At 70.4% G+C, this 21685-nt stretch carries 18 protein-coding genes; 7 read left to right on the top strand and 11 right to left on the bottom strand.

Features of this window, described 5'->3' with window-relative positions:
* The 3 genes from ETD86_RS38375 to phoH2 form a co-directional block, all read left to right on the top strand.
* Nucleotides 1-568, top strand: a 568-nt coding sequence (locus tag ETD86_RS38375; RefSeq protein ID WP_342779340.1) for a hypothetical protein, incomplete at its 5' end; no start/stop codon positions are given.
* 55 nt (nt 569-623) lie between these two features.
* Nucleotides 624-1385: an isoprenyl transferase gene (locus tag ETD86_RS38370; protein ID WP_138671552.1), complete on the top strand. Its 762-nt coding sequence runs from the start codon at nt 624-626 to the stop codon at nt 1383-1385.
* Nucleotides 1386-1591: 206 nt separating this feature from the next.
* On the top strand, nt 1592-2911 hold the full coding sequence (phoH2, locus tag ETD86_RS38365; protein WP_281287024.1) for an RNA 5'-3' helicase PhoH2: 1320 nt from the start codon (nt 1592-1594) through the stop codon (nt 2909-2911).
* On the opposite strand, the gene ETD86_RS38360 is transcribed toward phoH2, so the two are convergent.
* Genes ETD86_RS38360 through ETD86_RS38350 form a run of 3 tightly spaced genes read right to left on the bottom strand, consistent with a single transcriptional unit; the run spans nt 2912 to nt 5603 of the window.
* Nucleotides 2912-3505, bottom strand: a complete 594-nt coding sequence (locus ETD86_RS38360; RefSeq protein ID WP_138671551.1) for a hypothetical protein — start codon at nt 3503-3505, stop codon at nt 2912-2914.
* 11 nt (nt 3506-3516) lie between these two features.
* Nucleotides 3517-4929, bottom strand: coding sequence for a sensor histidine kinase (locus ETD86_RS38355; RefSeq protein WP_138671550.1), 1413 nt, complete (start codon nt 4927-4929; stop codon nt 3517-3519).
* Nucleotides 4929-5603: a response regulator transcription factor gene (locus tag ETD86_RS38350; RefSeq protein WP_138671549.1), complete on the bottom strand. Its 675-nt coding sequence runs from the start codon at nt 5601-5603 to the stop codon at nt 4929-4931. Before ETD86_RS38350 ends, ETD86_RS38355 begins: the two co-directional genes overlap by 1 nt.
* 283 nt (nt 5604-5886) lie before the next feature.
* Here ETD86_RS38350 and ETD86_RS38345 point away from each other — a divergent pair, with 283 nt between their 5' ends.
* Together ETD86_RS38345 and ETD86_RS38340 are read left to right on the top strand one after the other, a co-directional pair.
* On the top strand, nt 5887-6588 hold the full coding sequence (locus tag ETD86_RS38345; protein WP_246148836.1) for an aggregation-promoting factor C-terminal-like domain-containing protein: 702 nt from the start codon (nt 5887-5889) through the stop codon (nt 6586-6588).
* A 90-nt stretch (nt 6589-6678) separates the two neighbouring features.
* Nucleotides 6679-8670: a glycosyltransferase family 2 protein gene (locus ETD86_RS38340; protein WP_138671548.1), complete on the top strand. Its 1992-nt coding sequence runs from the start codon at nt 6679-6681 to the stop codon at nt 8668-8670.
* Here the strand turns inward: ETD86_RS38340 and ETD86_RS38335 are convergent.
* The 5 genes from ETD86_RS38335 to ETD86_RS38315 all read right to left on the bottom strand — a co-directional run bounded on the left by ETD86_RS38335 (nt 8663) and on the right by ETD86_RS38315 (nt 14899).
* Complete coding sequence (locus tag ETD86_RS38335) at nt 8663-9805, bottom strand: alpha/beta hydrolase family protein (RefSeq protein WP_138671547.1); 1143 nt, start codon at nt 9803-9805, stop codon at nt 8663-8665. The genes ETD86_RS38340 and ETD86_RS38335 overlap by 8 nt on opposite strands.
* On the bottom strand, nt 9806-10801 hold the full coding sequence (locus ETD86_RS38330; protein WP_138671546.1) for an alpha/beta fold hydrolase: 996 nt from the start codon (nt 10799-10801) through the stop codon (nt 9806-9808).
* Entirely contained in the window at nt 10798-12072 is a 1275-nt protein-coding gene (locus tag ETD86_RS38325; protein ID WP_138671545.1) for an MFS transporter, read from the bottom strand. The genes ETD86_RS38330 and ETD86_RS38325 overlap by 4 nt, the downstream gene beginning before the upstream one ends.
* A gap of 31 nt (nt 12073-12103) precedes the next feature.
* Nucleotides 12104-14017 (bottom strand): helix-turn-helix domain-containing protein, encoded by a 1914-nt coding sequence (locus tag ETD86_RS38320; RefSeq protein WP_138671544.1) that lies wholly within the window; start codon nt 14015-14017, stop codon nt 12104-12106.
* 129 nt (nt 14018-14146) lie between these two features.
* Nucleotides 14147-14899 (bottom strand): 3-hydroxybutyrate dehydrogenase, encoded by a 753-nt coding sequence (locus ETD86_RS38315; RefSeq protein ID WP_138671543.1) that lies wholly within the window; start codon nt 14897-14899, stop codon nt 14147-14149.
* A gap of 239 nt (nt 14900-15138) precedes the next feature.
* On the opposite strand from ETD86_RS38315, the gene trpD reads away from it, so the two are divergent.
* Entirely contained in the window at nt 15139-16212 is a 1074-nt protein-coding gene (trpD, locus tag ETD86_RS38310) for an anthranilate phosphoribosyltransferase (RefSeq protein ID WP_246148834.1), read from the top strand.
* A gap of 40 nt (nt 16213-16252) precedes the next feature.
* Here the strand turns inward: trpD and ETD86_RS38305 are convergent, their stop codons facing one another.
* The 3 genes from ETD86_RS38305 to ETD86_RS38295 all read right to left on the bottom strand — a co-directional run bounded on the left by ETD86_RS38305 (nt 16253) and on the right by ETD86_RS38295 (nt 20850).
* Nucleotides 16253-17638: a class II fumarate hydratase gene (locus ETD86_RS38305; protein WP_138671541.1), complete on the bottom strand. Its 1386-nt coding sequence runs from the start codon at nt 17636-17638 to the stop codon at nt 16253-16255.
* Between the two features lie 141 nt (nt 17639-17779).
* Complete coding sequence (locus tag ETD86_RS59365) at nt 17780-19705, bottom strand: serine/threonine-protein kinase (RefSeq protein WP_170223485.1); 1926 nt, start codon at nt 19703-19705, stop codon at nt 17780-17782.
* A gap of 35 nt (nt 19706-19740) precedes the next feature.
* Complete coding sequence (locus tag ETD86_RS38295) at nt 19741-20850, bottom strand: serine/threonine-protein kinase (protein WP_138671540.1); 1110 nt, start codon at nt 20848-20850, stop codon at nt 19741-19743.
* Between the two features lie 619 nt (nt 20851-21469).
* Here ETD86_RS38295 and ETD86_RS38290 point away from each other — a divergent pair.
* The gene (locus ETD86_RS38290; protein WP_138671539.1) at nt 21470-21664 is read left to right on the top strand and encodes a DUF5999 family protein; all 195 of its coding nucleotides are present in this window, start codon (nt 21470-21472) and stop codon (nt 21662-21664) included.
* Nucleotides 21665-21685: the final 21 nt, after the last annotated feature.

Here is a 21685-nt window from a genome sequence, read left to right as displayed (position 1 = left end):
CGGTGGGGGGATGGGGGGACTGCGCTGCGTCGATGGATCTTTTCTGAGCGTCACGCCCGTCGCGTGCACGGACAGCGTGGGCACACCGTACGAGGTCACCCTGGAGCTGCACCGCGACGGCACACCGTACGGCAGCGTGGGCGAACGCTGCGGCTGGTTGCTCGCCCGCCTGGCGCGCGGCGTCGACGAGGCCCGCCGGGGCCGGGGCGAGGCCAGGCGGTGGGCCGACCCCGATGACAGGTTCCCCGACGAGGAGCCGGACGGCGAGCTGTTCTCCTTCCGCTACCGCAGCAGGACCGGCTTGGTGGGCGGCGGGGAGCTCAGCTGCCGCCTGCGCACGATCGCTCTCTGGGTGCCGGGGCAGGGCAGGCGCGGCGAGTGGCGGCTGACCAGAAGGGCGTACGTGGAGGCGTGGGGCAGCACGGGCGTGGGGATGCGGGCGGTGCTGACCTCGGCCCAGCTGGCGGCGTTCGTCCGCGGCCTGGTCGAAGAGGCCGAGGGATGTCTGGAAGGAAGAGATCTGGTAAGGAATCCAGTACAAGGACCAGGCACGGGCGAATCACGGTGATAATTGCCTGTTGGGTCATTGGACCGAAGGCACAGCACCGCCAGGGAGGCACTTCGTGGGCCTGCGCGACCTGGTCTACCGGCTGTACGAGCGCCGGCTGGAGGCCAAGCTGTCGAAGGACAGCATCCCCCGGCACGTGGGGGTCATCATCGACGGCAATCGCCGCTGGGCGCGCGCCATGGGCATGCGCGACGTGGCCACCGGCCACCGCAAGGGCGCGGACAAGATATCCGAGCTGCTCGGCTGGTGCCGGGAGACCGGTGTCGAGGTCGTCACTGTCTGGATGCTCTCCAACGACAACCTCAACCGGCCGCGGGAGGAGCTGGAGCCGCTCCTGCGCATCATCGAGGACGTCACGCAGGAACTCGTCGCGGAGGGCTGGCGGATCATCCCGGTAGGCGCGCTCGACTTGCTCCCCGACCGGACGGCGAATGTCCTAAAAAATGCAAAGGAAGGGTCATCACACCGTCCAGGCCTGATTGTGAACGTTGCAGTTGGGTATGGAGGAAGACGTGAGATTGCCGATGCGGTGCGCTCACTGCTCCAAGAGCACGCGAGCAAGGGAGCGAGCATCGAGGACCTCGTCGAGGTGCTCGATGTCGAGCACATCGCGGAGCATCTCTACACTCGCGGCCAGCCCGACCCGGACCTCCTCATCCGGACTTCGGGCGAGCAGCGCTTGTCCGGCTTCATGTTGTGGCAGAGCGCTCATTCCGAGTTCTACTTCCACGAGGCCTACTGGCCGGACTTCCGCAGGGTGGATTTCCTGCGGGCGCTGCGTGACTACGCTGCGAGACACCGACGTTACGGTTCTTAGCACGACAATCGGGCATCTAGGACGTAACGTTAGAAGTGTCCGGCCACAGGTCGGACTCTCCGGAGAGGGCCCGCCTTTGCACCAACATCTGCCGAGGGGGCCGGAACCCGGCACCGACGGCATGTGGCGGTCGGGGGAGCGGGTCCGGTCCGATTCCCGCCTCGTCTGCAGGGTGCCCGAATGTATGGGCGCCCGGGGGAGAACGTGTGGCAGTGTCCTCGAGCAACCCTTCGACCAAGCCGACCCAGCGTACGTACGTGCTGGACACCTCGGTCCTGTTGGCCGACCCGGCGGCGATGACCCGCTTCGCCGAGCACGACGTCGTCCTTCCGATCGTGGTCATCACGGAGCTGGAAGGTAAGCGGCACCACCCCGAGCTCGGTTACTTCGCGAGGAAGGCCCTGCGCTACCTCGACGACCTGCGCGTGCAGTACGGCAGGCTCGACGAGCCGATGCCCACGGGGGACGGCACGATCAGGGTTGAGCTCAATCACAGCGATCCGTCCATCCTGCCCGTCGGGTTCCGCCTGGGCGACAACGACACCCGCATCCTGACCGTGGCGCGCTCGCTGGCCGCCGAGGGGTGCGACGTCGTTCTGGTGTCCAAGGACCTGCCCCTGCGGGTCAAGGCGGCCTCGATCGGCCTGGCGGCCGAGGAGTACCGGGCCGAGCTGGTGCACGAGTCAGGCTGGACCGGGATGGCCGAGATCCAGGTGACCACGGAGGACGTCGAGACGCTCTTCGAGCACGGCACGGCCGACCTGGAGGAGGCCAGGGACCTGCCGACGCACACCGGGCTGCGCCTGCTGTCCGCCAAGGGCTCGGCGCTGGGCCGGGTGCTGCCGGACAAGTCCGTACGCCTGGTCCGCGGTGACCGCGAGGTGTTCGGCCTGCACGGCCGCTCAGCGGAGCAGCGCATCGCGCTCGACCTGCTCATGGACCCAGAGATCGGCATCGTCTCGCTCGGCGGCCGGGCCGGCACCGGCAAGTCCGCCCTGGCGCTCTGCGCGGGCCTGGAGGCGGTCCTGGAGCGCCGCCAGCACCGCAAGGTCGTCGTCTTCCGCCCCCTGTACGCCGTGGGCGGCCAGGAGCTCGGCTACCTGCCGGGCACCGAGGGCGAGAAGATGGGCCCGTGGGCGCAGGCGGTCTACGACACGCTCGGCGCGGTCACCACTCCCGAGGTGATCGAGGAGGTGCTCGACAGGGGCATGCTGGAGGTGCTCCCGCTGACGCACATCCGCGGCCGTTCGCTGCACGACGCGTTCGTGATCGTGGACGAGGCCCAGTCGCTCGAACGCGGGGTGCTGCTCACCGTGCTGAGCCGGATCGGCGCCAACTCCCGGGTCGTGCTCACCCACGACATCGCCCAGCGTGACAACCTGCGGGTAGGCCGGCACGACGGCGTGGTAGCGGTGGTGGAGAAGCTGAAGGGCCACCCGCTCTTCGCGCACGTCACGCTGACCAGGTCCGAGCGCTCTCCGATCGCCGCGCTGGTGACGGAGATGCTCGAGGACATCACCATGTGATCATTTCAGATCGGGACACGTGTGCCGCCCCTCGTCCTGCGGGGGGCGGCTCTGGTTGTCGCGGACGATCCTGACCTCCTCGAACGCCGCGTCCTGCTGCACCGTGCAGACGATCTGCGCCTTGCCGAGCCGGCTCAGCGTGCCCTCGCCCTGGATGTAGACCGTCAGCGTCGAGGTGCGGGGAAGTATCACCTCGTCGCGCCGTACGGGGTTGAGCGAATCCTTGATCCCCAGGTACGTGAAGCCGCGCAAGGCCGTGTCCCGGTCGCCGAGCGGCTGTGTGGAAGCCGCGAACAGCGCGCCGAGCAGGCTCTCGACGGTGTCGTTCGCCACGTCGGCCGGCTCCAGCGTGAGCTCGCCGTCCCTGATCAGGTAGATCGTCTTGGACGGCGGCGGGATCTTGGTGGTGGGCGCGTTGTCCCTGTCGAGGACGTCGGTGGGCGAGATGCCGCACGCCGCCACGGCCAGGAACGTGGCGGCGACGAGCGCAGCGAGGGAGTGCCGCCGCCTGGAGGAGCGGCGGGAGCGTAGCGACCAGAGCGGGGGAAGGCGGTGGCGTCTGGCGACCGAGCCGGCCTCACGGAGTGAGGCCATGAACACGCATTTCATGAGTGGGGGAGCCAGACCGTGAAGAGGGTGCCGGGGTCCTGGGTGCGTACCGAGATCGTGCCGCCGTGCAGGTGCACGTTCGCTCTGGCGATGGCCAGGCCCAGGCCGCTGCCCTGGCTGCGGGTCCGGCCCGCGCCCGCCTTGAAGAAGCGGTCGAAGACGTGGGGCAGCGCCTCCCGCGGGATGCCCTTGCCGTGGTCGCGCACCTTCACCTCCAGGCCGTTCTCCGTGCTCCTGGCAGTGACCACCACCGGGGGCAGGCCGTGTTTGAGCGCGTTGCCGACGAGGTTGGCCACGATGACGTCGAACCTCCTCGGATCGAGGTTGCCGGTCAAGCCCCGCGAAGCGTTCACCTTCACCTGGTCGGTCCACCCGCGCGTCTCCAAGCAGTCGCCGATCGCGTCGGCCACGTTGACGGGCTCGAGGTTGAGCATGGCCGTGCCCGCGTCGAAGCGGCTGATCTCGATGAGGTGCTCGACCAGCTCACGCAGGCGCTCCACCTCCCTGAGCACCAGCCGTACGGCCTCCGCCGGCGCATCGGGCAGCCGGTCGGCCTCCTCGGACAGCACGTCGGCCACGGCCGTCATGGCGGTCAGCGGCGTACGCAGCTCGTGCGAGACGTCCGCCACGAACCTGCGGGACATGGCCTCGAGCGAGCGCAGCTCCGACACGCTGAGCTCCAGCGCCGCCGCCGCGTCGTTGAACCTGGCGGTCAGCCCGGCCAGCTCGTCGTGTCCGTGCACGGGCAGCCGCGTGTCCAGCTTGCCCTCGCCGAGCGCCTGCGCGGCGGCGCTCAGCCGCCGGACGGGCAGCAACACCTGCCGGGCCGACAGCAGCGACACGACCACGGCGATCAGCACGATGGCGATGCCGCCCTGGAAGAGCCTGGCCCTGAGGGCGTTCAGCTGGCTCACGTCGGCGCGCATGGGGAAGAACACGAACGCCCGCAGGCCGGTGGCCTGGGGCACTCCGGCGTTGTCCCGGTAGACCTCGGCGCCGACGACGAACCACAGCTCGTTGCGGATCACCCTGCGCTGGGTGACGACGCTCTGCTTGGTTCGGCCGTACAACTCGTTGGGCACGTCGCTCAGGACCATGGGACCGGTGACGGACACCAGGTCGCCGTATTCGATGATGACGCCGCGGCCGGGAGCGCTGAGTGTCTGGGCGACGCGGTCCAGCTCCTGGGTCGTCGGCGCGGCCTCGCCCGGCTGCAGCTTGCCGACCGGGAAGTCGATGTTGCTCAGCTCCCTGGTCACCAGGTCGAGCGAGGTGGTCTCGGTCCGGGTCACCAGCGCCGTCTTGGCCAGCTCGAAGCCGATCGTGGCGACCAGCGTGGAGGCGGTGACGGCGACGAGCGTGAACGTGATGACCAGGCGCGCTCGCAAACCGGTCGGCAACGGGATCATCACGGAGGGCTGAACCGGTAGCCGAACCCGCGCACCGTGTGGATGAACACGGGCTCGGCGGGCTTCGGCTCGATCTTCGCGCGGACGCGCTGCACGCAGGCGTCCACCAGGCGCGAGTCGGCGATGTGCGTGTGGTCCCAGACGGCCCGCAGCAGGTAGCGGCGGTTGAGCACCTGGCCGGGGTGGCGGACGAGCTCCAGCAGCAGCCGCAGCTCGGTGGGCGTCAGGTGGATCTCCTTGCCGGCCAGCGTGACCTTGAGCGCGCCGCGGTCGATCACCAGGTCGCCGAACGTGATGCGATCGGAGGCGGCCGACTCGGCCCTGCGCAGGATGGCGCGGATCCGCGCGTCCAGCACGCGGGGCTCGACCGGCTTGACCACGTAGTCGTCGGCGCCGGCCTCCAGGCCGACCACGATGTCGAGGTCGTCGCCCCTGGCCGTGAGCAGGATGACGGGGAGTTGATCGAGCTTGCGCACGCGGCGGCACACTTCGATCCCGTCGATCCCGGGGAGCATGACGTCCAGGATCGCGATCTCGGGGCGGCGGGCCCTGATGTGGTCGAGGGCCTCCTCACCCGTCGCGTAGGACGTGACGGAGTGTCCCTGCCGGGTCAACGCCAGCTCGAGAGCCGTACGGACGGAGGGATCGTCTTCAACAAGGAGGATGCCAGCCACGCGCACATTATTATTCCATGTCCCGAATGCCCGAACTAAGTCATCAAACTGTGACATGGCAACTACGGGATCCCGACGAACCAGGGAAATCATGGAAGCGGCTTCCCCTTCGGTCACGGGCGCCCGAAGGGGAGCCGATATGCTGTGACGAAAATCACAGTATTCCGAAATGCCACGCTAACGTGCTGGTTAGCCAAGGTAGCCCCAAGCGATTCCCGCGTTTCGGTTGCGGACCACCCCCTAGGACAGGGCAAGCTCATGGATCGTGAGCCCTGGTCCGCGTTTGAGTGAGCGCCCCCCGAGAGAAGACGTCCCCTCGGCGCGCAGGCCTTCGCGCTTCACGCCGAAGCGCGTCGCCATCACCGCCCTGGCCATTGCGATCTTCGGCGGTGGCGGTGGGTTCGTCGCCTACCGTGCGATCGAGAACGCCAACAAGCCGCCTACCGAGGGCTTCACGCTCGAGGACATGAGCAAGCTGGCCAGCGGCGACCTGTCCGCGCCCGACCCGGAGACCGACGCGCTCAAGGCCGCGGCCGAGCAGGCGTTCCGGTCCGACAAGCTCAAGGACGGCCGCTCGGCCGCCGGTGACAACCCCGACGACATCGACTGGGTCGTACCGAAGCAGGCGCCCGCCGGCGACGGATTCCCCGCGGTGAACTTCCCGCCGGGCAGCGACCCCTCCCCGGGCAGCAACAAGGCCACCGCCAAGTCCATGCTCGGCCAGTTCGGGTTCGGTGAGGACCAGTGGGGCTGCCTGGAGCGGCTCTGGCACAAGGAGAGCGGCTGGAACGAGCGGGCGATGAACCGCTACTCCGGCGCGTACGGCATCCCGCAGTCCCTGCCCGGCAGCAAGATGGCCAGTGCGGGCGCCGACTGGCAGACCAACGCCGCCACCCAGATCAAGTGGGGCCTGGGCTACATCAAGGGCCGCTACGGCACGCCCTGCGCCGCCTGGGGCCACTCCCAGCGGGTCGGCTGGTACTAGCCCTAGAGGGTCACAGCTGGAGGTCAACTTTCCTTCTGTAATCGGCAAGCCGCCGCGCCCGAATCGTGTATTCGGGCGGAGGCTGACCGCATGGGTGTGAAGGTCAGTGTGATCGTCAATGTCCACAATCCGGGTGACACCGCCGACGCGTGCATCCGCTCCGTGCTGGAGCAGACGATGCCCGCGGCCGACTACGAAGTGCTCCTCGTGGACGACGGGTCCACGGACGGGATGGCGGAGCGGCTGGACGCCATCGCGACGGTCCGCGACAACGTACGCACGTTCCACCTGCCGTACACGGGGTCGCCCATGCGCGGCCGCAACGTCGGCCTGGCGGCCGCTACTGGCGACTACGTCTACTTCCTCGACCAGCGTGACCGGCTCGAACGGGACGCGCTCGCCCGCATGCACGAGCGTGCCCTGGAGACCGACGCGGACGTGCTGATCGGCCGCATGGTGCGCGACCACGGCACGCCGATGATCGCCTTCGCGCGCAGCACCGGCCGCGCCGACATCCTGCGCGACCGCCTGCTCAGCCTGCTCAGTCCTCAGCAGCTCTACCGCCGTGCCTTCCTTGAGGAGCACGAGCTGGGCTTCAGCGTGCCCGGCGGGCGGCTGGCCGAGCAGGCGTTCGTGATGCGGGCGTACCTGCGGGCCAAGATCATCGCGGTGCTGGCCGAGCACGTGTGCTGTCACCTGGGGGAGCGGCCCAAGGCCGAAGAGGACCCGCGGGCGATGGTGAAGGGGCTCAGGGAGCTGCTGGACGACATCGACACCTACGTCGGCGAGGGGCGGCAGCGCGACCGCATGTACGGCTACTGGTTCCGCTACGCCGTCCTCCGCCCGTTGCTGACCGCCAGGTTCGCCGACTCCTCCGTCGACCGGGGCATGCACTTCCGCCTCGTCCAGGAGCTCATGTCCGACCGCTTCCCCGACCGGCTGGACCGCTACCTGCCCTGCCAGCTGCGCGCGGTGGCCGCGTTCGTCAGGGAGGGCCGCCTCGACCAGGTCGTGATGCTGGCCACCTCCTCCAAACGCGCTGGGCTCCGGGCCGAGCTCACCGAGGTGCGCTGGGATGCCCAGGTGCTGGTGCTCGGGCTCACCGTGGAGGTCAAGGGCTGCGACGGCCGGCCCGACCGCTACCGTACGGACGGCCCGCGCCTGCACTGGGTCCCGCCGCGGGCCGTCGACACCAAGCTGCTGGGCGAGAGCGTCACCGACGTGAGCGAGGCCGTCGAGCGGGCCCGCATCGAGGTCTACCTGCGGCACGCCGAGACCGGCGTCGTGCACTTCCTGCCGCTGGCCCAGCGGGTGGAGGTGATCGAGGACGGCCGGCGCCGCGTCCGGGTGCAGATCAAGGGCGAGACCAGGATCGACGTGACCACCGCCGCGCTCGGCGAGCCGCTCAGCCCTGGCCACTGGGAGGTGCACGTCCGCATGTTCGGCGGCGCCAACCAGGCCAGGAGCCGGGTCAGCCGCCCCGACGGCCCGCTCAACTGCCTCGGCGTGCTGGCCCAGCGGCCCAGGATGCGGCTGGTGGTGCCGTGCTGGACCGACCAGGGCGAGCTGGGCCTGGCCGTCGAGCCGCGCTCGTTCTCCGAGTCGATCGCGCTGGTGTCGCCGGGGGTGGAGGTCAAGCAGATGGACGGGCACGCGTACGTCGTGTTGCCGGTGCCGTACGTGCCGCCGAGCGGCGGCCCGCCGCTGGAGCTGGTGCTGCGCAGCACCGGGCGCAAGGGACGCGAGGTGTGCGCCCCGGCGCTGGTCGAGGCCGGCGTGCCGGGCAAGATCGCCGGGCAGCTGGTGGCCAAGCTGCCGGTCAGCCGGCTGCCGAGCGCCGACCATCTGGGCCCGGGCGGCTGGCTGACGTCGCTGCGCTCGCCGGACGACGAGGTCGGGCTCCGCTTCGCGCTGGAGGTACGCCGCGGCAAGGTCGAGGCACGCCCCGCCGCCGCGGTCGACCCCGAGCGCCGCTCGCCGATGGGCCGCGACACCCTCCTGCACCGGATCGGCCGGCGGCTGCCCGGCGCGCGGCACATCGTGCGCCTGGCGCGCGCGGGCGGGCACCGCTACCTCAGCTGACCCAGTCTTCCAGCTCCTCGAAGGCGTTCCTGAAGACGGGCAGCATCGGCTTCAGCCGATCGGGGTAGACGTCCACCAGGCTGTCCAGGTGGTTGCCGCCCTCGACCCGGTAGTACTTGAACGGCCGGTGCGGTCCGACCATCTCCGCGTAGACGTCGGAGTCGCGGGAGATCGGCAGCAGCGTGTCGAGCGTCCCGTGAATCGTGATCAGCGGCTTGGTGATCCGGCCGGTCAGTGCGATCTTCGCAACTGCGGCGTAGGGCTTGCGTGCGTCGTAGTCGTAGTCGGCCGCCGCGCCCTGGTAGGACGGGTCCAGCTCCTTCTGGTAGAGCTGCTGGGTGAGCTCCCAGTAGTACTGCCGGTGGAACGGCCACAGGAACTCCGAGCCCGCCGCGAAGCCGGCCGCCCGCACCCCGGCCTCATCCGGGTACGCCTTCAGCGCCGGCGGCAGGAAGTTCAGCAGGTTGTCGCCCTTGACCCGCCAGAGCGTGCCTTCCCAGTCCACGCCGCCGTCGTAGAGCCAGCCGCGGTTCTCCAGTTGCCACCTGACGAGGTAGCCGCCGTTGGAGATGCCCGCGACGAACGTGCGCTCGGGCTTCTTGCCGTACCGCTGCCTGACGACGGCCTTGGCGGCCACCGTGAGCTGGGTGACGCGGTGGTTCCACTCGGCGATGGCGTCGCCGGGGCGGCGGCCGTCCTCGTGGAAGTTCACGCCGACGTTGCCCTTGTCCGTGGCGGCGAAGGCGTACCCCTTGGACAGGACCCAGTCGGAGATCGTGTAGTCGTTGGCGTACTGCTCCCTGTTGCCGGGGGTGCCGCTGACGACCAGGCCGCCGTTCCAGTCGTCGGGGAGCCTGATCACGAACTGGGAGTCGTGGTTCCAGCCGCGCGTGGCGTTGGTGGTGGAGGTGTCGGGGAAGTAGCCGTCGATCTGCGTGCCGGGCACGCCCGTCGGGTTGACGGTGGCGGCCGAGTGCAGCCCGGCCCAGTCGGCGGGGTCGGTGTGGCCGGTCTTCGCGGTGCCGGCCGTGGTCAGGTCGTCGAGCGTGGCGACGACCGTACGTTCGGCGCCGGGCACCGTGAGCGGCTGGGGCGCCGTTAACAGGCTCGCGACCAGGGTGAGCGCGACGATCATCTAAGCCTCTCTCAGGTGGCCGGCCAGCAGGCGCCGGAACTCTTCGGGGTGCTCCAGGTGGGGGCTGTGGCCGCAGTCCTGGAGCACGGCCTCGCGGTACGGGCCGTAACGCTCCAGGACCGCCCTGGTCTGAGCCACCATCGGCTGGGCGGGCGTGCCGGGGGAGCCGGGCACCACGCCGAGCGCGCCCAGGTGGGCCAGGTCGAACAGGGACGTGTCGGAGACGATGATGTCGTCGGCGCCCCTGATCCACAGGACGGGCGGCTTGGGGTCGATCTCGTGGAGTTCGTCCAGGCGGAAGTGGGTGGGGGCGATGGCGTTGAGCACGCCGTGTTTGCCCGGGGCCACGCCCGGCCACGCGGCGGACGTGGCCCCGTCGCCCGGGTAGTGGGCCTCGCCCACCCGGGTGGTGAGCATCGAACGCACGTAGAAGTCCTCGTCGGGGACCCCGGCGCTCTTGACGTACGCGGAGCGGAAGACGCTGCGCGGGGACGTGGGGGATTCATCCGACATGTCGCCTGCCTTGAGGCGGGCCACGAAGTCCGGATTGGCCGCCCCCGCACCCGAGCCCGCGCCGTCAGGGTGGGTCAGGCGGCCGTCTGCGCCCTCCGTGCCGCCGAAGCCGTACGGGGAGATGGGGTTGACCAGGGTGACGCTCCTGACGGCCACCGGGCGGTCGCGCAGGGCCTGCAGGACCACGCCGCCGCCCAGGCTCCAGCCCACGAGGTGCACCCCGTCCAGGCCCAGCTCCGCGATCAGCTCCAGCACGTCGTCGGAGTAGTCGCGCAGGCCCCTCGTGGCGTCCACCGGCTCGGGGTCGGTCTCGCCGAACCCGCGCAGGTCGACCGCGAGCGGGCGGTAGCCCTCCGGCAGCGCCGCCATGCTGTCTCGCCAGAACGCGGCCGAGGAGACGTTGCCGTGCACGAACAACACCGGCTCGCCGGCGTCCCTGCCGGTCAGGACGTTCTGTGTGAGCCGCGGCGTGGTGACCTTCATCGCGCGTGAATCCTTTCGGCCAGGTCGCGGCCCTGGGTCTCGCGTGCGGTGTAGACCGCGACCAGGGTGAGCACCGCCGCCAGACCAAGGTAGAGCGAGATGGGCACGCTGCTCGAGTACGTCTTCAGCAGCGCCACCGCGATGATCGGAGCCAGCGCGCCCGCCACGATCGCCGACAGCTGCGCGCCGATCGACACGCCGGTGTAGCGCATCCGGGTGCCGAACAGCTCGGAGAAGAACGCCGCCTGCGGGCCGTACATCATGCCGTGGAAGAGCAGGCCGACGGTGACGGCGAGAGTGATCGCCAGGAAGTTGCCCGTGTCGACGAGCGGGAAGAACGCGAAGATCCACACCCCGATGCCGGCGGCGCCGGCCAGGTAGATCGGGCGGCGGCCGACGCGGTCGGACAACGCGCCCCACATCGGGATCGTGACGAAGTGGATGGCCGAGGCGATCAGCACCGCGGTCAGCACGGTCGAGTTCGGGATGTTGTTGGTCTTGGCGTAGGTGATGACGAAGACGGTCAGCAGGTAGAAGGAGATGTTCTCGGCCAGGCGGGCGCCGATGGCGGTGAGCACGTCCTTCCAGTGGTAGCGCAGCACGCCGACGATCGGCGCACGGGTCTCGGGCGGAGCCTGCTGGAAGACCGGCGACTCGCTGATCGACAGCCTGATCCACAGGCCGATCAGCACCAGCACGCCCGACAGCAGGAACGGCACCCGCCAGCCCCACGCCAGGAACGCCTCGTCCGGCTGCCAGGCGGCCAGCCCGGCCAGCACGCCGGTGGCCAGCAGGTTCCCGCCCGGCGCCCCGGCCTGCGGCCAGGAAGCCCAGAAGCCGCGCCGGGCGTTGTCGCCGTGCTCGGAGACGATCAGCACCGCGCCGCCCCACTCGCCGCCGAGCGCGAAGCCCTGCACCAGCCTGAGCGCTGTCAGCAGGAGCGCCGCGGCCGGGCCGAGGGTCTCGTACGTCGGCAGGCAGCCGATGAGGAACGTCGCGACGCCCATCAGCAGCAGGCTGACGACCAGCAGCGTCTTGCGGCCCACCCGGTCGCCGAAGTGGCCGAAGATCAGGCCGCCGAGCGGGCGGGCGACGAATCCGACGGCGTAGGTGAGGAACGACAGCAGCGTGCCGGTCAGCGGGTCGGAGTTGGGGAAGAAGAGGGTGTTGAACACGAGAGCGGCTGCCGAGCCGTACAGGAAGAAGTCGTACCACTCGATGGTGGTGCCGATCAGGCTCGCGGCGACGATCTTCTTGATGGAAGTGGCCATGCCGGTCACGGTAAAGAGTGACCGGCATCACTTATATGGAGTCCGGGCCCACAGTCTGTGGTGTGGATGTGTGGCCGAGCCGGTGCAGGCGCAGCGCCAGCTGAATCTCCAGCGCCCGCTCGGGCTCCAGCCAGCCGTCGCCGAGCAGCTTGCCGATCCGGTCGAGCCGCTGCGTGACGGTGTTGACATGGATGTGCATGGCCTCGGCCGTACGGGATGGCGAACCGCCCGTGCCGAAGTACGCGCTCAGCGTGTCGGCCAGCGCGGTGCCCCGCCGCGTGTCGTAGTCGATCACCGCGCCCAGCACCCGGTCCACGAAGCCGCGCACGTCGCGGCCGTCGCCGACGAGCAGGCCGACGAAGCCCAGCTCGGCCGCGCTCGCCCCGTCCCCGGCGCGGCCCAGCGCGATGAGCGCCTCGGCGCACCGCCGCGCCTCCACGTACGCCGCGGCCACGTCCCCGGTGCCGCCGTGCCCGCCCCTTGGGCCGCCGCGGAGGTCTCCCGCGCCGCCCCGCACACCACATGCGCCTGCCGTGGCCGGGCTCTGCAACGACGCGCTCAACTCGGCTGCCACCCGTTGCGCGGCCGTGCCCGCGTTCTCGCCGGGGACCAGCAGCACCACCTCGTCGCCGCGCCCCGCGGCCAGCCCGTGCCGCAGGGTGGCCTGCGACGACGCCCAGAACGCCGCCCGCTCCCGCTGCCCGCCGTGCTTGACGACCACCACGACATGGGGCGCCCCCAGATCGACCCCGAGCCTGCGTGCCCGGTCGGCGAGCCCCGGCGAGTCCGGCCGGGCGATCAGGTCGTCCAGCAGCTCGCCCCTGACCCGGCCCTCGGCCTCCGCCACGCTCCTGCGGAAGAGCAGCAGCAAGGCGCACACCAGCGCCGCCCGCTCCAGGATGCGCTCGTCGGCGTCGTCGCTGCGCAGGATGAGCGTGCACAGCGGCTCCCCGCCGACGTCCACGGACGCGATCAGCAGATCGCCCCTGCGCACGGTACGCCCCAGCGCCCTGGACGCCTGCGCGGCCTCGAACACCCCGGCGTCGAGCTCCCCGACGTCGCCGGTGATCGCCCGGCCCAGGTCGTCCAGCACCGCCAGCGACCCGCCGAGCACGTCGGTCACCACGGCCGCCACGTCCTCGATGCCGCCGCCACGCAGCACCAGCGAAGTCATCCGGTCGTGGGCCAGCGCCGCACGCTCCACCGCCTCGCCGTGCTCCCTGGCCGTCCTGTGGGCCTGGGAGAGCTCCTCGAGCGCGTTCCTGGTCTCCTGCAGCAGCCTGGCGTTGTCGATCGCGACGGCGGCGTGCGCGGCCAGGCTGGCCAGCAGCGACACTTCCTCCTGGTGGAAGGGGCGCGCGCTGCGGTTGGCCGCCATGAGCACGCCGATCACCCGCTGGCCCAGCCGCAGCGGCACGCCGAGGATCGCGACCAGGCCCTCCTCCTTGACGGCCTCGTCGATGTGGTCCTTGTGCCGGAACCGGCTGTCGGCGAAATAGTCGGCCGTCGAGTACGGCACCGCCGTCTGCGCCACCAGCCCGCCCAGCCCGGCCCCCATGGCCAGTCGCAACGCCCGGAACTTGGCCGAGATCGATCCGTCCGTGACCCGCATGTACGTGTCACCCTGCTCGGGGTCGTGCAGCGTCATGTACGCGATGTCGGTGGCCAGCAGCTGCCTGGCCCGGTGCACGATGGCCTCCAGCACGGCGTCCAGGTCACGCAGGGCCGCCAGGTCGCCGGCCGTGTCGTACAGGGCCGACAGCTCCGCCTCGCGCCTGGCCCGCCGCTTGAGCAGGGCCCGCACCTTCAGCGCGGCGACCTTGGCCTGCTCCAGCTCCTCGATCTCGGCCGGATCCGCACCCCGAGCCCTGGCCTCGATGATCGGCCCCTCGAACTCGACCGCCGACGCCTCCCTGGCGAGAAGCTCAAGGAAGGCCCTGCTCATCGCCTCACTCCGTTCGGCGGCTCGGTCGCCATACGCCGCCTGCTCATGGCGCCACTCCGTTCGGCGGCCCGGCTCTGGTCGCTGCGCTCCCGCCGCTCCTCCAGGCGACGGCACTCCCTCGCGTGCTCACTAGCGGGCCGTCCAGCCACCGTCCACAGGCAGCGACACGCCGGTGATGAACGCCCCGGAAGGCCCGCACAGGTAGGCGACCAGCTCGGCCACCTCCTCCGGCTCGATCAGCCGCTTGATGGCGGCGGGCTGCAGCATGATGTTCTCGACGACCTCGCCGGGCTCTATGCCGTGCACTTTAGCCTGGTCGGCGATCTGCGCCTCCACCAGCCCGGTCCGTACGTAAGCGGGACAGACGCAGGTCGAGGTCACCCCATGGGGCGCCCCTTCGAGCGCCACTACCTTGGAAAACCCTTCCAGCGCGTGTTTGGCCGTCGTGTAAGCCGACTTGAACGGCGAGGCCCGCAACCCGTGCACCGACGAGATGTTCACGAACCGCCCCCAGCCCCTGGCGTACATGCCGGGCAACACCCGCCGCGCGATCAGGAACGGCGCCTCCACCATGACCCGCAACATCGCGGCGAACACCTCGGGCGGGAACTCCTCGATCGGCGCGACGTGCTGGAACCCGGCATTGTTCACCACGATGTCGATGGGCTCGTCCGGCAGCGCCGCCACGAACCCGGAGTCGCTCACATCGGCCACCACGGCCGTGCCGCCCAGCTCGGCGGCCACCTTCTCGGCGGGCTCGGCCCGCAGGTCGAGGACCAGCACCCTGGCCCCATCCGCGGCCAGCCGGCGGGCGCAGGCCGCCCCGATGCCGCTCCCCGCCCCCGTCACCAGCGCAGTCCGCCCAGTCAGCTCCTTCGCCATACCCCGCACCCTAGGCGCTCGCCGCGCCGGTACGCATGGGTGCCGACGACATAGATCGGTGCCGAGCTATGTGGATCAACGAGTCTGGTATCTTTGGACGCATGATCGCGTATTCGCAGCAGTGGTGGCCCGCCTCCTAGGCGGACCACCTAGCGCATACGCACCACGGCCGCCTCGACGAGGCGGCCGTAAGCATCTGCACGCGCCCCCGTCGAGCTCTGAAGAAAGGGGCGCTCCTCGTGACCAGCACCGCCACCACCTCCATCACCTGGCCCGACCTGTTCTCCTTGCTCCTCGACGGCACGTCCCTCACCGCGCGCCAGGCCGCCTGGGCCATGGAGCAGATCATCTCGGGACAGGCCACGAACGCCCAGATCGCCGCGTTCGCCATCGCCCTGCGCGCCAAGGGCGAGAGCGTGGAGGAGGTGTCCGGGCTGGCCGACGGCCTGCTGTCCAGGTCGGCCGCGATCCGCATCTCCGGCGACCCCGTGGACCTCGTCGGCACCGGCGGCGATCGCGCCAACACCGTGAACATCTCCACCATGGCCGCCATCGTCGCCGCCGCCGTCGGCGTGAAGGTGGCCAAGCACGGCGGCCGGGCGGCCTCGTCCAAGACAGGCGCCGCCGACCTGCTCGAGGAGCTGGGGGTGGTCATTGACCTGCCGCCCGCCGCCGTGGTCGAGGTCGCCGACGAGATCGGCATCACGTTCTGCTTCGCGCCCGCGTTCAACCCGGCCATGCGGCGCACCGCGGCGCCACGGCGCGAGCTGGGCGTGCCCACGGTGTTCAACTTCCTGGCCCCGCTCACCAACCCCGCCCTGCCCCCGGCGCAGGCGGTCGGCGTCTACCACCCGGCGATGGCTCCCGTCATCGCCGGCGTCCTGGCCGAGCGCGGCGGCTCCTCGCTCGTCTTCCGGGGCGACGACGGGCTCGACGAGCTGACCACCTGCGGTTCCTCGACGATCTGGGTGGTACGCCGCGGCACCGTGACGCGTACCACCTTCGACCCCGCCGACCTGTCGATTCCGCGTGCCCGCCCCGAGGACCTGCGCGGCGACGACGCGAAGCACAACGCCACCGTGGCGCGCGAGGTCCTGACGGGGGAGCGAGGCCCGGTTCGGGACGTCGTCCTGCTGAACGCGGCCGCCGCCGTCGTCGCCGCCGAAGGCACGCCGCAGGCGAACGAGCTCATCCCCGCCATGGCCGGGGCGTACAAACGCGCCGCCGACGCCGTCGACTCCGGCGCCGCCCTGTCCCTCCTCACCCGCTGGGGGCACGCCACGCGGGCGCTCGCGTCAGCGCCTGATCGTTAGGGCCTGATCGTCTAGGGTCCGATCGTCAAGGGTCCGATCGTCAGGGCCTGGTCATCGACAGCACATCGAGCGCGGCGTCGAGCTGGTCCTCGGTCAGGGTGCCGTCGGCCACGTGCCCGCGCTCGATGACGACCTCGCGGATGGTCTTGCGCTCGGCGAGCGCCTGCTTGGCGATCCTGGCGGCCTCCTCGTAGCCGACGTACTTGTTCAGCGGGGTCACGATGGAGGGGGACGACTCGGCGTACTCGCGCAGGCGTTGCGTGTTCGCCGTGATGCCCGCGACGCAGCGGTCGGCGAGCAGGCGCGAGACGTTGGCCAGCAGCCTGATCGACTCCAGGACGTTGCGCGCGATGACCGGCAGCTGCACGTTCAGCTCGAAGGTGCCGGACGCGCCGGCGAACGTGATCGCCGCGTCGTTGCCGATCACCTGGGCCGCGACCATGGCCGTGGCCTCGGGGATCACCGGGTTGACCTTGCCGGGCATGATCGAGGAGCCGGGCTGCAGGTCGGGCAGGTTGATCTCGCCCAGCCCGGCCCGCGGCCCCGAGCCCATCCACCGGAGGTCATTGGCAATCTTGGTGAGGGACACCGCCACCACTTTGAGCTGCCCGGACAACTCGACGATGGAGTCCTGCGCGCCCTGCGCCTCGAAGTGGTCGGGCGCCTCCACGAACTTGATGCCGGTCGCCTCGCTGAGCTTGGCGATCGCCTTCTCGGCGAAGCCGGGCGGGGTGTTGATGCCGGTGCCGACGGCGGTGCCGCCGAGCGGCAACTCCACCACATGGACGAGCGCGCTCTTGACGCGGTTGACGCCGTGCTCGATCTGCGCGGCGTAGCCGCCGAACTCCTGGCCGAGCGTGACCGGCGTGGCATCCATCAGATGGGTACGCCCCGACTTGACGACCTCGTCGAACTCGATCGCCTTGGCGCGCAGCGCGGTCGCCAGGTGTTGCAGTGACGGCACCAGGTGGTAGACGACCTCGGTGGCGGCGGCGACGTGAATCGAGGTGGGGAACACGTCGTTGGACGACTGCGAGGCGTTGACGTGATCGTTGGGGTGGACGGGGCGTCCCAGCCGCTCTTCGGCCAGCGTGGCGATGACCTCGTTGACGTTCATGTTGGAGGAGGTGCCCGAGCCGGTCTGGAACACGTCAATGGGGAACTGGTCGTCGTGCTCGTTGTCGGCCACGTCGGCCGCCGCCTGCGCGATCGCCTCCGCCATATCCTTGTCGATCACGGCCAGCTCGCCGTTGACCTCGGCGGCGACCGCCTTGATCAGGCCCAGCGCGGCGATGTGGGACGGCTCCAAGGGCCGTCCCGAGATCGGGAAATTCTCCACTGCCCGCTGGGTCTGAGCGCGCCACCTCGCACCTGCGGGCACGCGAACCTCGCCCATCGAGTCATGCTCGATCCTGAACTCGCTCATGACTCCCAGTCTTACCCACGGCCTTCGAGACCCGCGGGGGACGTCGTGCCGAGCTTTTGACCGCCGGGCTCAGGTGGAGAACCTGCGCTCAGCTGCAGAGCCTTCCGCCCAGCCGGCGAGCAGAGCTTGCGACCCCCGCGCTCAGCTGGAGAAGAGCGCCACGATGAGCACGGCGATCACCACGGCGGCCGCGGCGGCGACCGCCATCAGCACCAGCATGCCGTTGCGGTTGCCCGCGGACTTCTGCTCCTCCTGCCCGGCGATGGCGAACAGGTCAGTCCCCAAGCCCTTGCTCTGGTGCGGCCCCTGCTGCGGTCCGGGTTGCTGGCCCTGCTGCGGGTTCTGCGGCATCGGCTGCTGCGGCATCCCGTGCGGCTGCGGCGCGGCCTGCTGGCGGCCGCCCGCTGGGGGCGCGGGCAGCGGGTACACCTGCTGGCCCGGCGAACCGCTCGGCGGGGTCTGGATCCGCATGGTGGAGATGGCGCCCTCGTCGCCGGGCTGCTGCGGCGGCTGCCCCTGCTGGGGTGCCGTGGGGAACGTCCCCTTGGGACGCGCGATGCTCACCGTCCGCTCGGGATCGAAGTCCGCCCCGGAGGACGCCCCCTGAGCCCCTGGGCCGCCGGCCTGTGCTCCTGGGCCGCCGGCCTGTGCTCCTGGGCCGCCGGCCTGAGAGCCGGGGCCTTGCGCCGCCGACTGCCGTCCTTGCGGCTGTCCGGTGCTCTGGGGCACGGTGGGCGCGTTCGGGCCGCGCATCGGCCCCTGCGGCCCTGACGCCGGCCCTCGCCCGCCCCCGGGCCCCTGAGGCCCGGAAACAGGCTGCTGCCCTGGCCCGCTCACGCCCGGCCTACCGGGGCCGCCGGCGACCGGTCCCCCTACACCGGGCCCACCAGGGCCGCCGGTAGCCGGGCCGCCCGCACCGGGGCCGCCCGCACCCGGCCCACCTGGCCGGCCGCGTCCTGCGGGGCCGTGGACGGGGGCGCCTGTGCCGGGCCTGTTGGGCGCGCCGGGGCCGTGAACGCCGGGACCGGCAGGGCCAGGACCGGCAGGGCCGGGACCACCGATGCCGGGACCGCCGGGTCCCGGGGCTCCTGGACCACCCTGAGCTCCTGGACCTCCCTGCGCCCCTGGACCTCCCGGACCGGCCGGGGCCTGACCGAGGGGTGGCTTCGGGGCGGCGAACGGATCAGGCAAAGCAGCCTCCTGCGCCATAAGAGCCTCGGCCGTCAGCACCGGCATCTCGCTCGTCGGGGTGTCGGCGACCATGCGCAGCAGGGTCTCCGCCTTGGCAGCGTTGAGCCGCTGCCGATAGTCCTTGTTGAGCAGCCCGTTCAGCACGGGCCGCAACTGCCCCGCCTGCGTGGGGGGATCGGCGCTCTCGGTGAGCAGCGCCGCCAGCGTCTCCGCGATCGTGGACCGCTCGTAGGCAGGCCGCCCCTCGACCGCGAAGTACAGCGTCGCCCCGAGCGACCAGATGTCCGACTCGGGCCCGGTGTAGTCACCCCTGGCACGTTCCGGCGCCGTGTAGCCGGGCGAGCCGATCACCATGCCCGTCTTGGTCAGCCGCGAGTCACCCTCGGCCTTGGCGATGCCGAAGTCGGTCAGCACCACGCGGCCGTTCTCGGTGATGAGCACGTTGCCCGGCTTGACGTCGCGGTGCGTGATGCCCTGTGCGTGCGCGGCCCGCAGCGCGCCGAGCAGGTCGACGCCGATCTCGGCCACGAGCCGCGGCGGCAGCGGCCCCTCCTCCTCGATGACCTGCTCCAGCGAGCGGGCCTCGATGAGCTCCATGATGATCCACGGGCTGTTGTCCTGGATCAGCACGTCGTGGATGGAGGCGACGGACGGGTGGTTGATCCGCGAGGCGATGCGTCCCTCGCGGACCATACGTTCGCGCAGCTCGGTCCGCTGTTCCTCGGTGAGTCCGGGGTCCTGGCGGATTTCCTTGACCGCCACCTCGCGCCCGAGCGCGCGGTCGCGAGCGCGCCACACGGTGCCCATGGTTCCCCGACCGAGCGGGGCGATGAGCTCGTAGCGCTCCGCGAGCAGGCGTGTCTGCTGTTCCGGCATGAGAAGAAGATATCGATTCTCGCTTGGGAAGTGCTTTACCCTCGCTTGCGAAGTTCTCTTGGCCAGAACCGCCGAGGAAGACACAACTTTATCACCGTTGCCTTGAAACGGGCATAAGCGGACGGTGTGGGCCGTGGTTCCACACGCTTCCTGTGAACTCCCTCGCCGGGTCTACGTTCTTGCCGTGGTACGGGTACGGACAACGTTGCCGTGGTGACGTCGGCCCGGTGCAGCCCGCGGTGCGCGGGCCGGCGTGTGAAAGACGGTGACGTGATCCCGGGCCCGGAACGTGCGGTTTTGCGCGGCGTCAGCGGCTCCTCGGCCGACCCGCCCGCGGCCACCCTGGCCAGCATGAGCGAGGCGCGTACGGAATCGAGCCTGGTCTGCGGGTCGATCCTGAGCAGCGCGTCGAGCACGGGCGCGAGCGGACCCGCCTTGGTCATGGGGATGGGCTCGCCGCTGGTGAGCGCCGCGAGCGCGGCGGCGGCCGTGCGGCGGCCATGCAGGCCCCTGCCCTCGACGGCGGTGTAGAGCGTCGCGCCGAGCGACCACAGATCGCCTGCCGGGCTGGCCTTCGAACCGAGCACCCGCTCAGGCGCGATGTATCCCGCCGACCCGAGTACGATCCCCGCCTGGGTGATGGAAACGTCACCTTCGAGTGCGGCCAGGCCGAAGTCGGTGAGCACCGCCCGGTCCTCGGTCACCAACACATTGCTCGGCTTGACGTCGCGGTGCAGGATCCCCTTGGCGTGCACGGCCCGGAGAGCGCCGAGGATCTGCCGGCCGATCTCGGCGACCCTGCGCGGCTCGAGCGCGCCCTCCTCCTGGATGAGCTGCTCCAGCGACTTGGCCCGGAGCAACTCCATCACGATCCACGGCCGGTCGTCCTCGGTGACCACGTCGAAGACGGTGATCACGGACGGGTGCGCGACCATCGCGGTCGCCCGGCCCTCCCGCTCGGTGCGTGCGCACAACTCGGCACGCAGCTCCTCGTCGAGGACGGAGGGCAGCCGCACCTCCTTGACCGCCACGTAGCGGTTGAGCAGCTCGTCATGCGCCCGCCAAACGGTGCCCATGCCGCCGCGCCCGACCGGCTCCACGAGCCGATAGCGCGCCGCGAGTAGGTAACCGGAGGGCGCACGCATGCCAGGCAGCTTACCTATTTGTGTAAACCGACCAGTAGAGGCGCGGCCGATAAATTGTTGCGAACTTAAGTCAACCCGCCTGACTCGTCACGTCAGCAAACCGGCGGGCCGGCGGCATGGTGTTCATCCCCAAAGTCGCCATGATCGTGGACCCGCCCAGTGGCGAGCCCGCCGACCGACCGGCGACCGGGCAGCCATGTCTGCGTCGCCGCAGCTCACCGAGGGTGTGTCGGGCGGCACACACGTGTGACGCAGAAAGATGCATGATGCCTAGTAGGGGACTTTCAAGTACGGGGAAGGCCCGCTGACAGGGAACTCAGGAGCGCCGTCAGCGAGTTGTAAGGGTGTCGTAAGGGGGCGGGGGCATGGTTAAGCCAAGAGAGAAGGCGATCTCCCAGAGACGGCCGAAAGTGTCAGTGCCGATCGTCACACTGGGGGTGAAACCGGAGCTCGACAACTAACCGCAGACCGTTGAGGGACGTGATGAAGATGCGCCAGACACAGGTTCGCCGCCGGCCGAGGAAGCCGAGCGGAGCCGCACTGGACCTTCGCACGCCGTCGGGGCGCAAGCTCCCCTTTTGAAGACCCGGTATTCCCAGCGCAATCTGAGAGGTGCGCGATGTGCAGTCACTACCCCTCTTGCCCCAGTGCCGATGCGCTTGACCGTGAGGCGTCGCACGTGATCTCGGCCCACCCCGACCAGGGCTGGAGCCTCCTGTGCAACGGTGTCGTGTTGTTCGAGGACACCGGGCTGCTGCTCCCCGACGGCACCGTCGTGGCGCCGCACAGGGCCCCGCTGCAGCTGGCCGCCTGACCATCCCCCGCCGAGCCGAGC

The sequence above is a fragment of the Nonomuraea turkmeniaca genome, assembly GCF_005889735.1.
GTDB classification, from domain to species: domain Bacteria; phylum Actinomycetota; class Actinomycetes; order Streptosporangiales; family Streptosporangiaceae; genus Nonomuraea; species Nonomuraea turkmeniaca.
Note: the sequence above shows the minus strand (reverse complement) of the source record. Positions and strands in the feature narration are given on the sequence as shown.

Coding starts and splice junctions, on each gene's coding strand:
- ETD86_RS38360 (WP_138671551.1), bottom strand. CDS start 3,505: ATGGCCTCACTCCGTGAGGCCGGCTCGGTCGCCAGACGCCACCGCCTT.
- ETD86_RS38355 (WP_138671550.1), bottom strand. CDS start 4,929: ATGATCCCGTTGCCGACCGGTTTGCGAGCGCGCCTGGTCATCACGTTC.
- ETD86_RS38340 (WP_138671548.1), top strand. CDS start 6,679: ATGGGTGTGAAGGTCAGTGTGATCGTCAATGTCCACAATCCGGGTGAC.
- ETD86_RS38335 (WP_138671547.1), bottom strand. CDS start 9,805: ATGATCGTCGCGCTCACCCTGGTCGCGAGCCTGTTAACGGCGCCCCAG.
- ETD86_RS38330 (WP_138671546.1), bottom strand. CDS start 10,801: ATGAAGGTCACCACGCCGCGGCTCACACAGAACGTCCTGACCGGCAGG.
- ETD86_RS38325 (WP_138671545.1), bottom strand. CDS start 12,072: ATGGCCACTTCCATCAAGAAGATCGTCGCCGCGAGCCTGATCGGCACC.
- ETD86_RS38320 (WP_138671544.1), bottom strand. CDS start 14,017: ATGAGCAGGGCCTTCCTTGAGCTTCTCGCCAGGGAGGCGTCGGCGGTC.
- ETD86_RS38315 (WP_138671543.1), bottom strand. CDS start 14,899: ATGGCGAAGGAGCTGACTGGGCGGACTGCGCTGGTGACGGGGGCGGGG.
- ETD86_RS38305 (WP_138671541.1), bottom strand. CDS start 17,638: ATGAGCGAGTTCAGGATCGAGCATGACTCGATGGGCGAGGTTCGCGTG.
- ETD86_RS59365 (WP_170223485.1), bottom strand. CDS start 19,705: ATGCCGGAACAGCAGACACGCCTGCTCGCGGAGCGCTACGAGCTCATC.
- ETD86_RS38295 (WP_138671540.1), bottom strand. CDS start 20,850: ATGCGTGCGCCCTCCGGTTACCTACTCGCGGCGCGCTATCGGCTCGTG.
- ETD86_RS38290 (WP_138671539.1), top strand. CDS start 21,470: ATGTGCAGTCACTACCCCTCTTGCCCCAGTGCCGATGCGCTTGACCGT.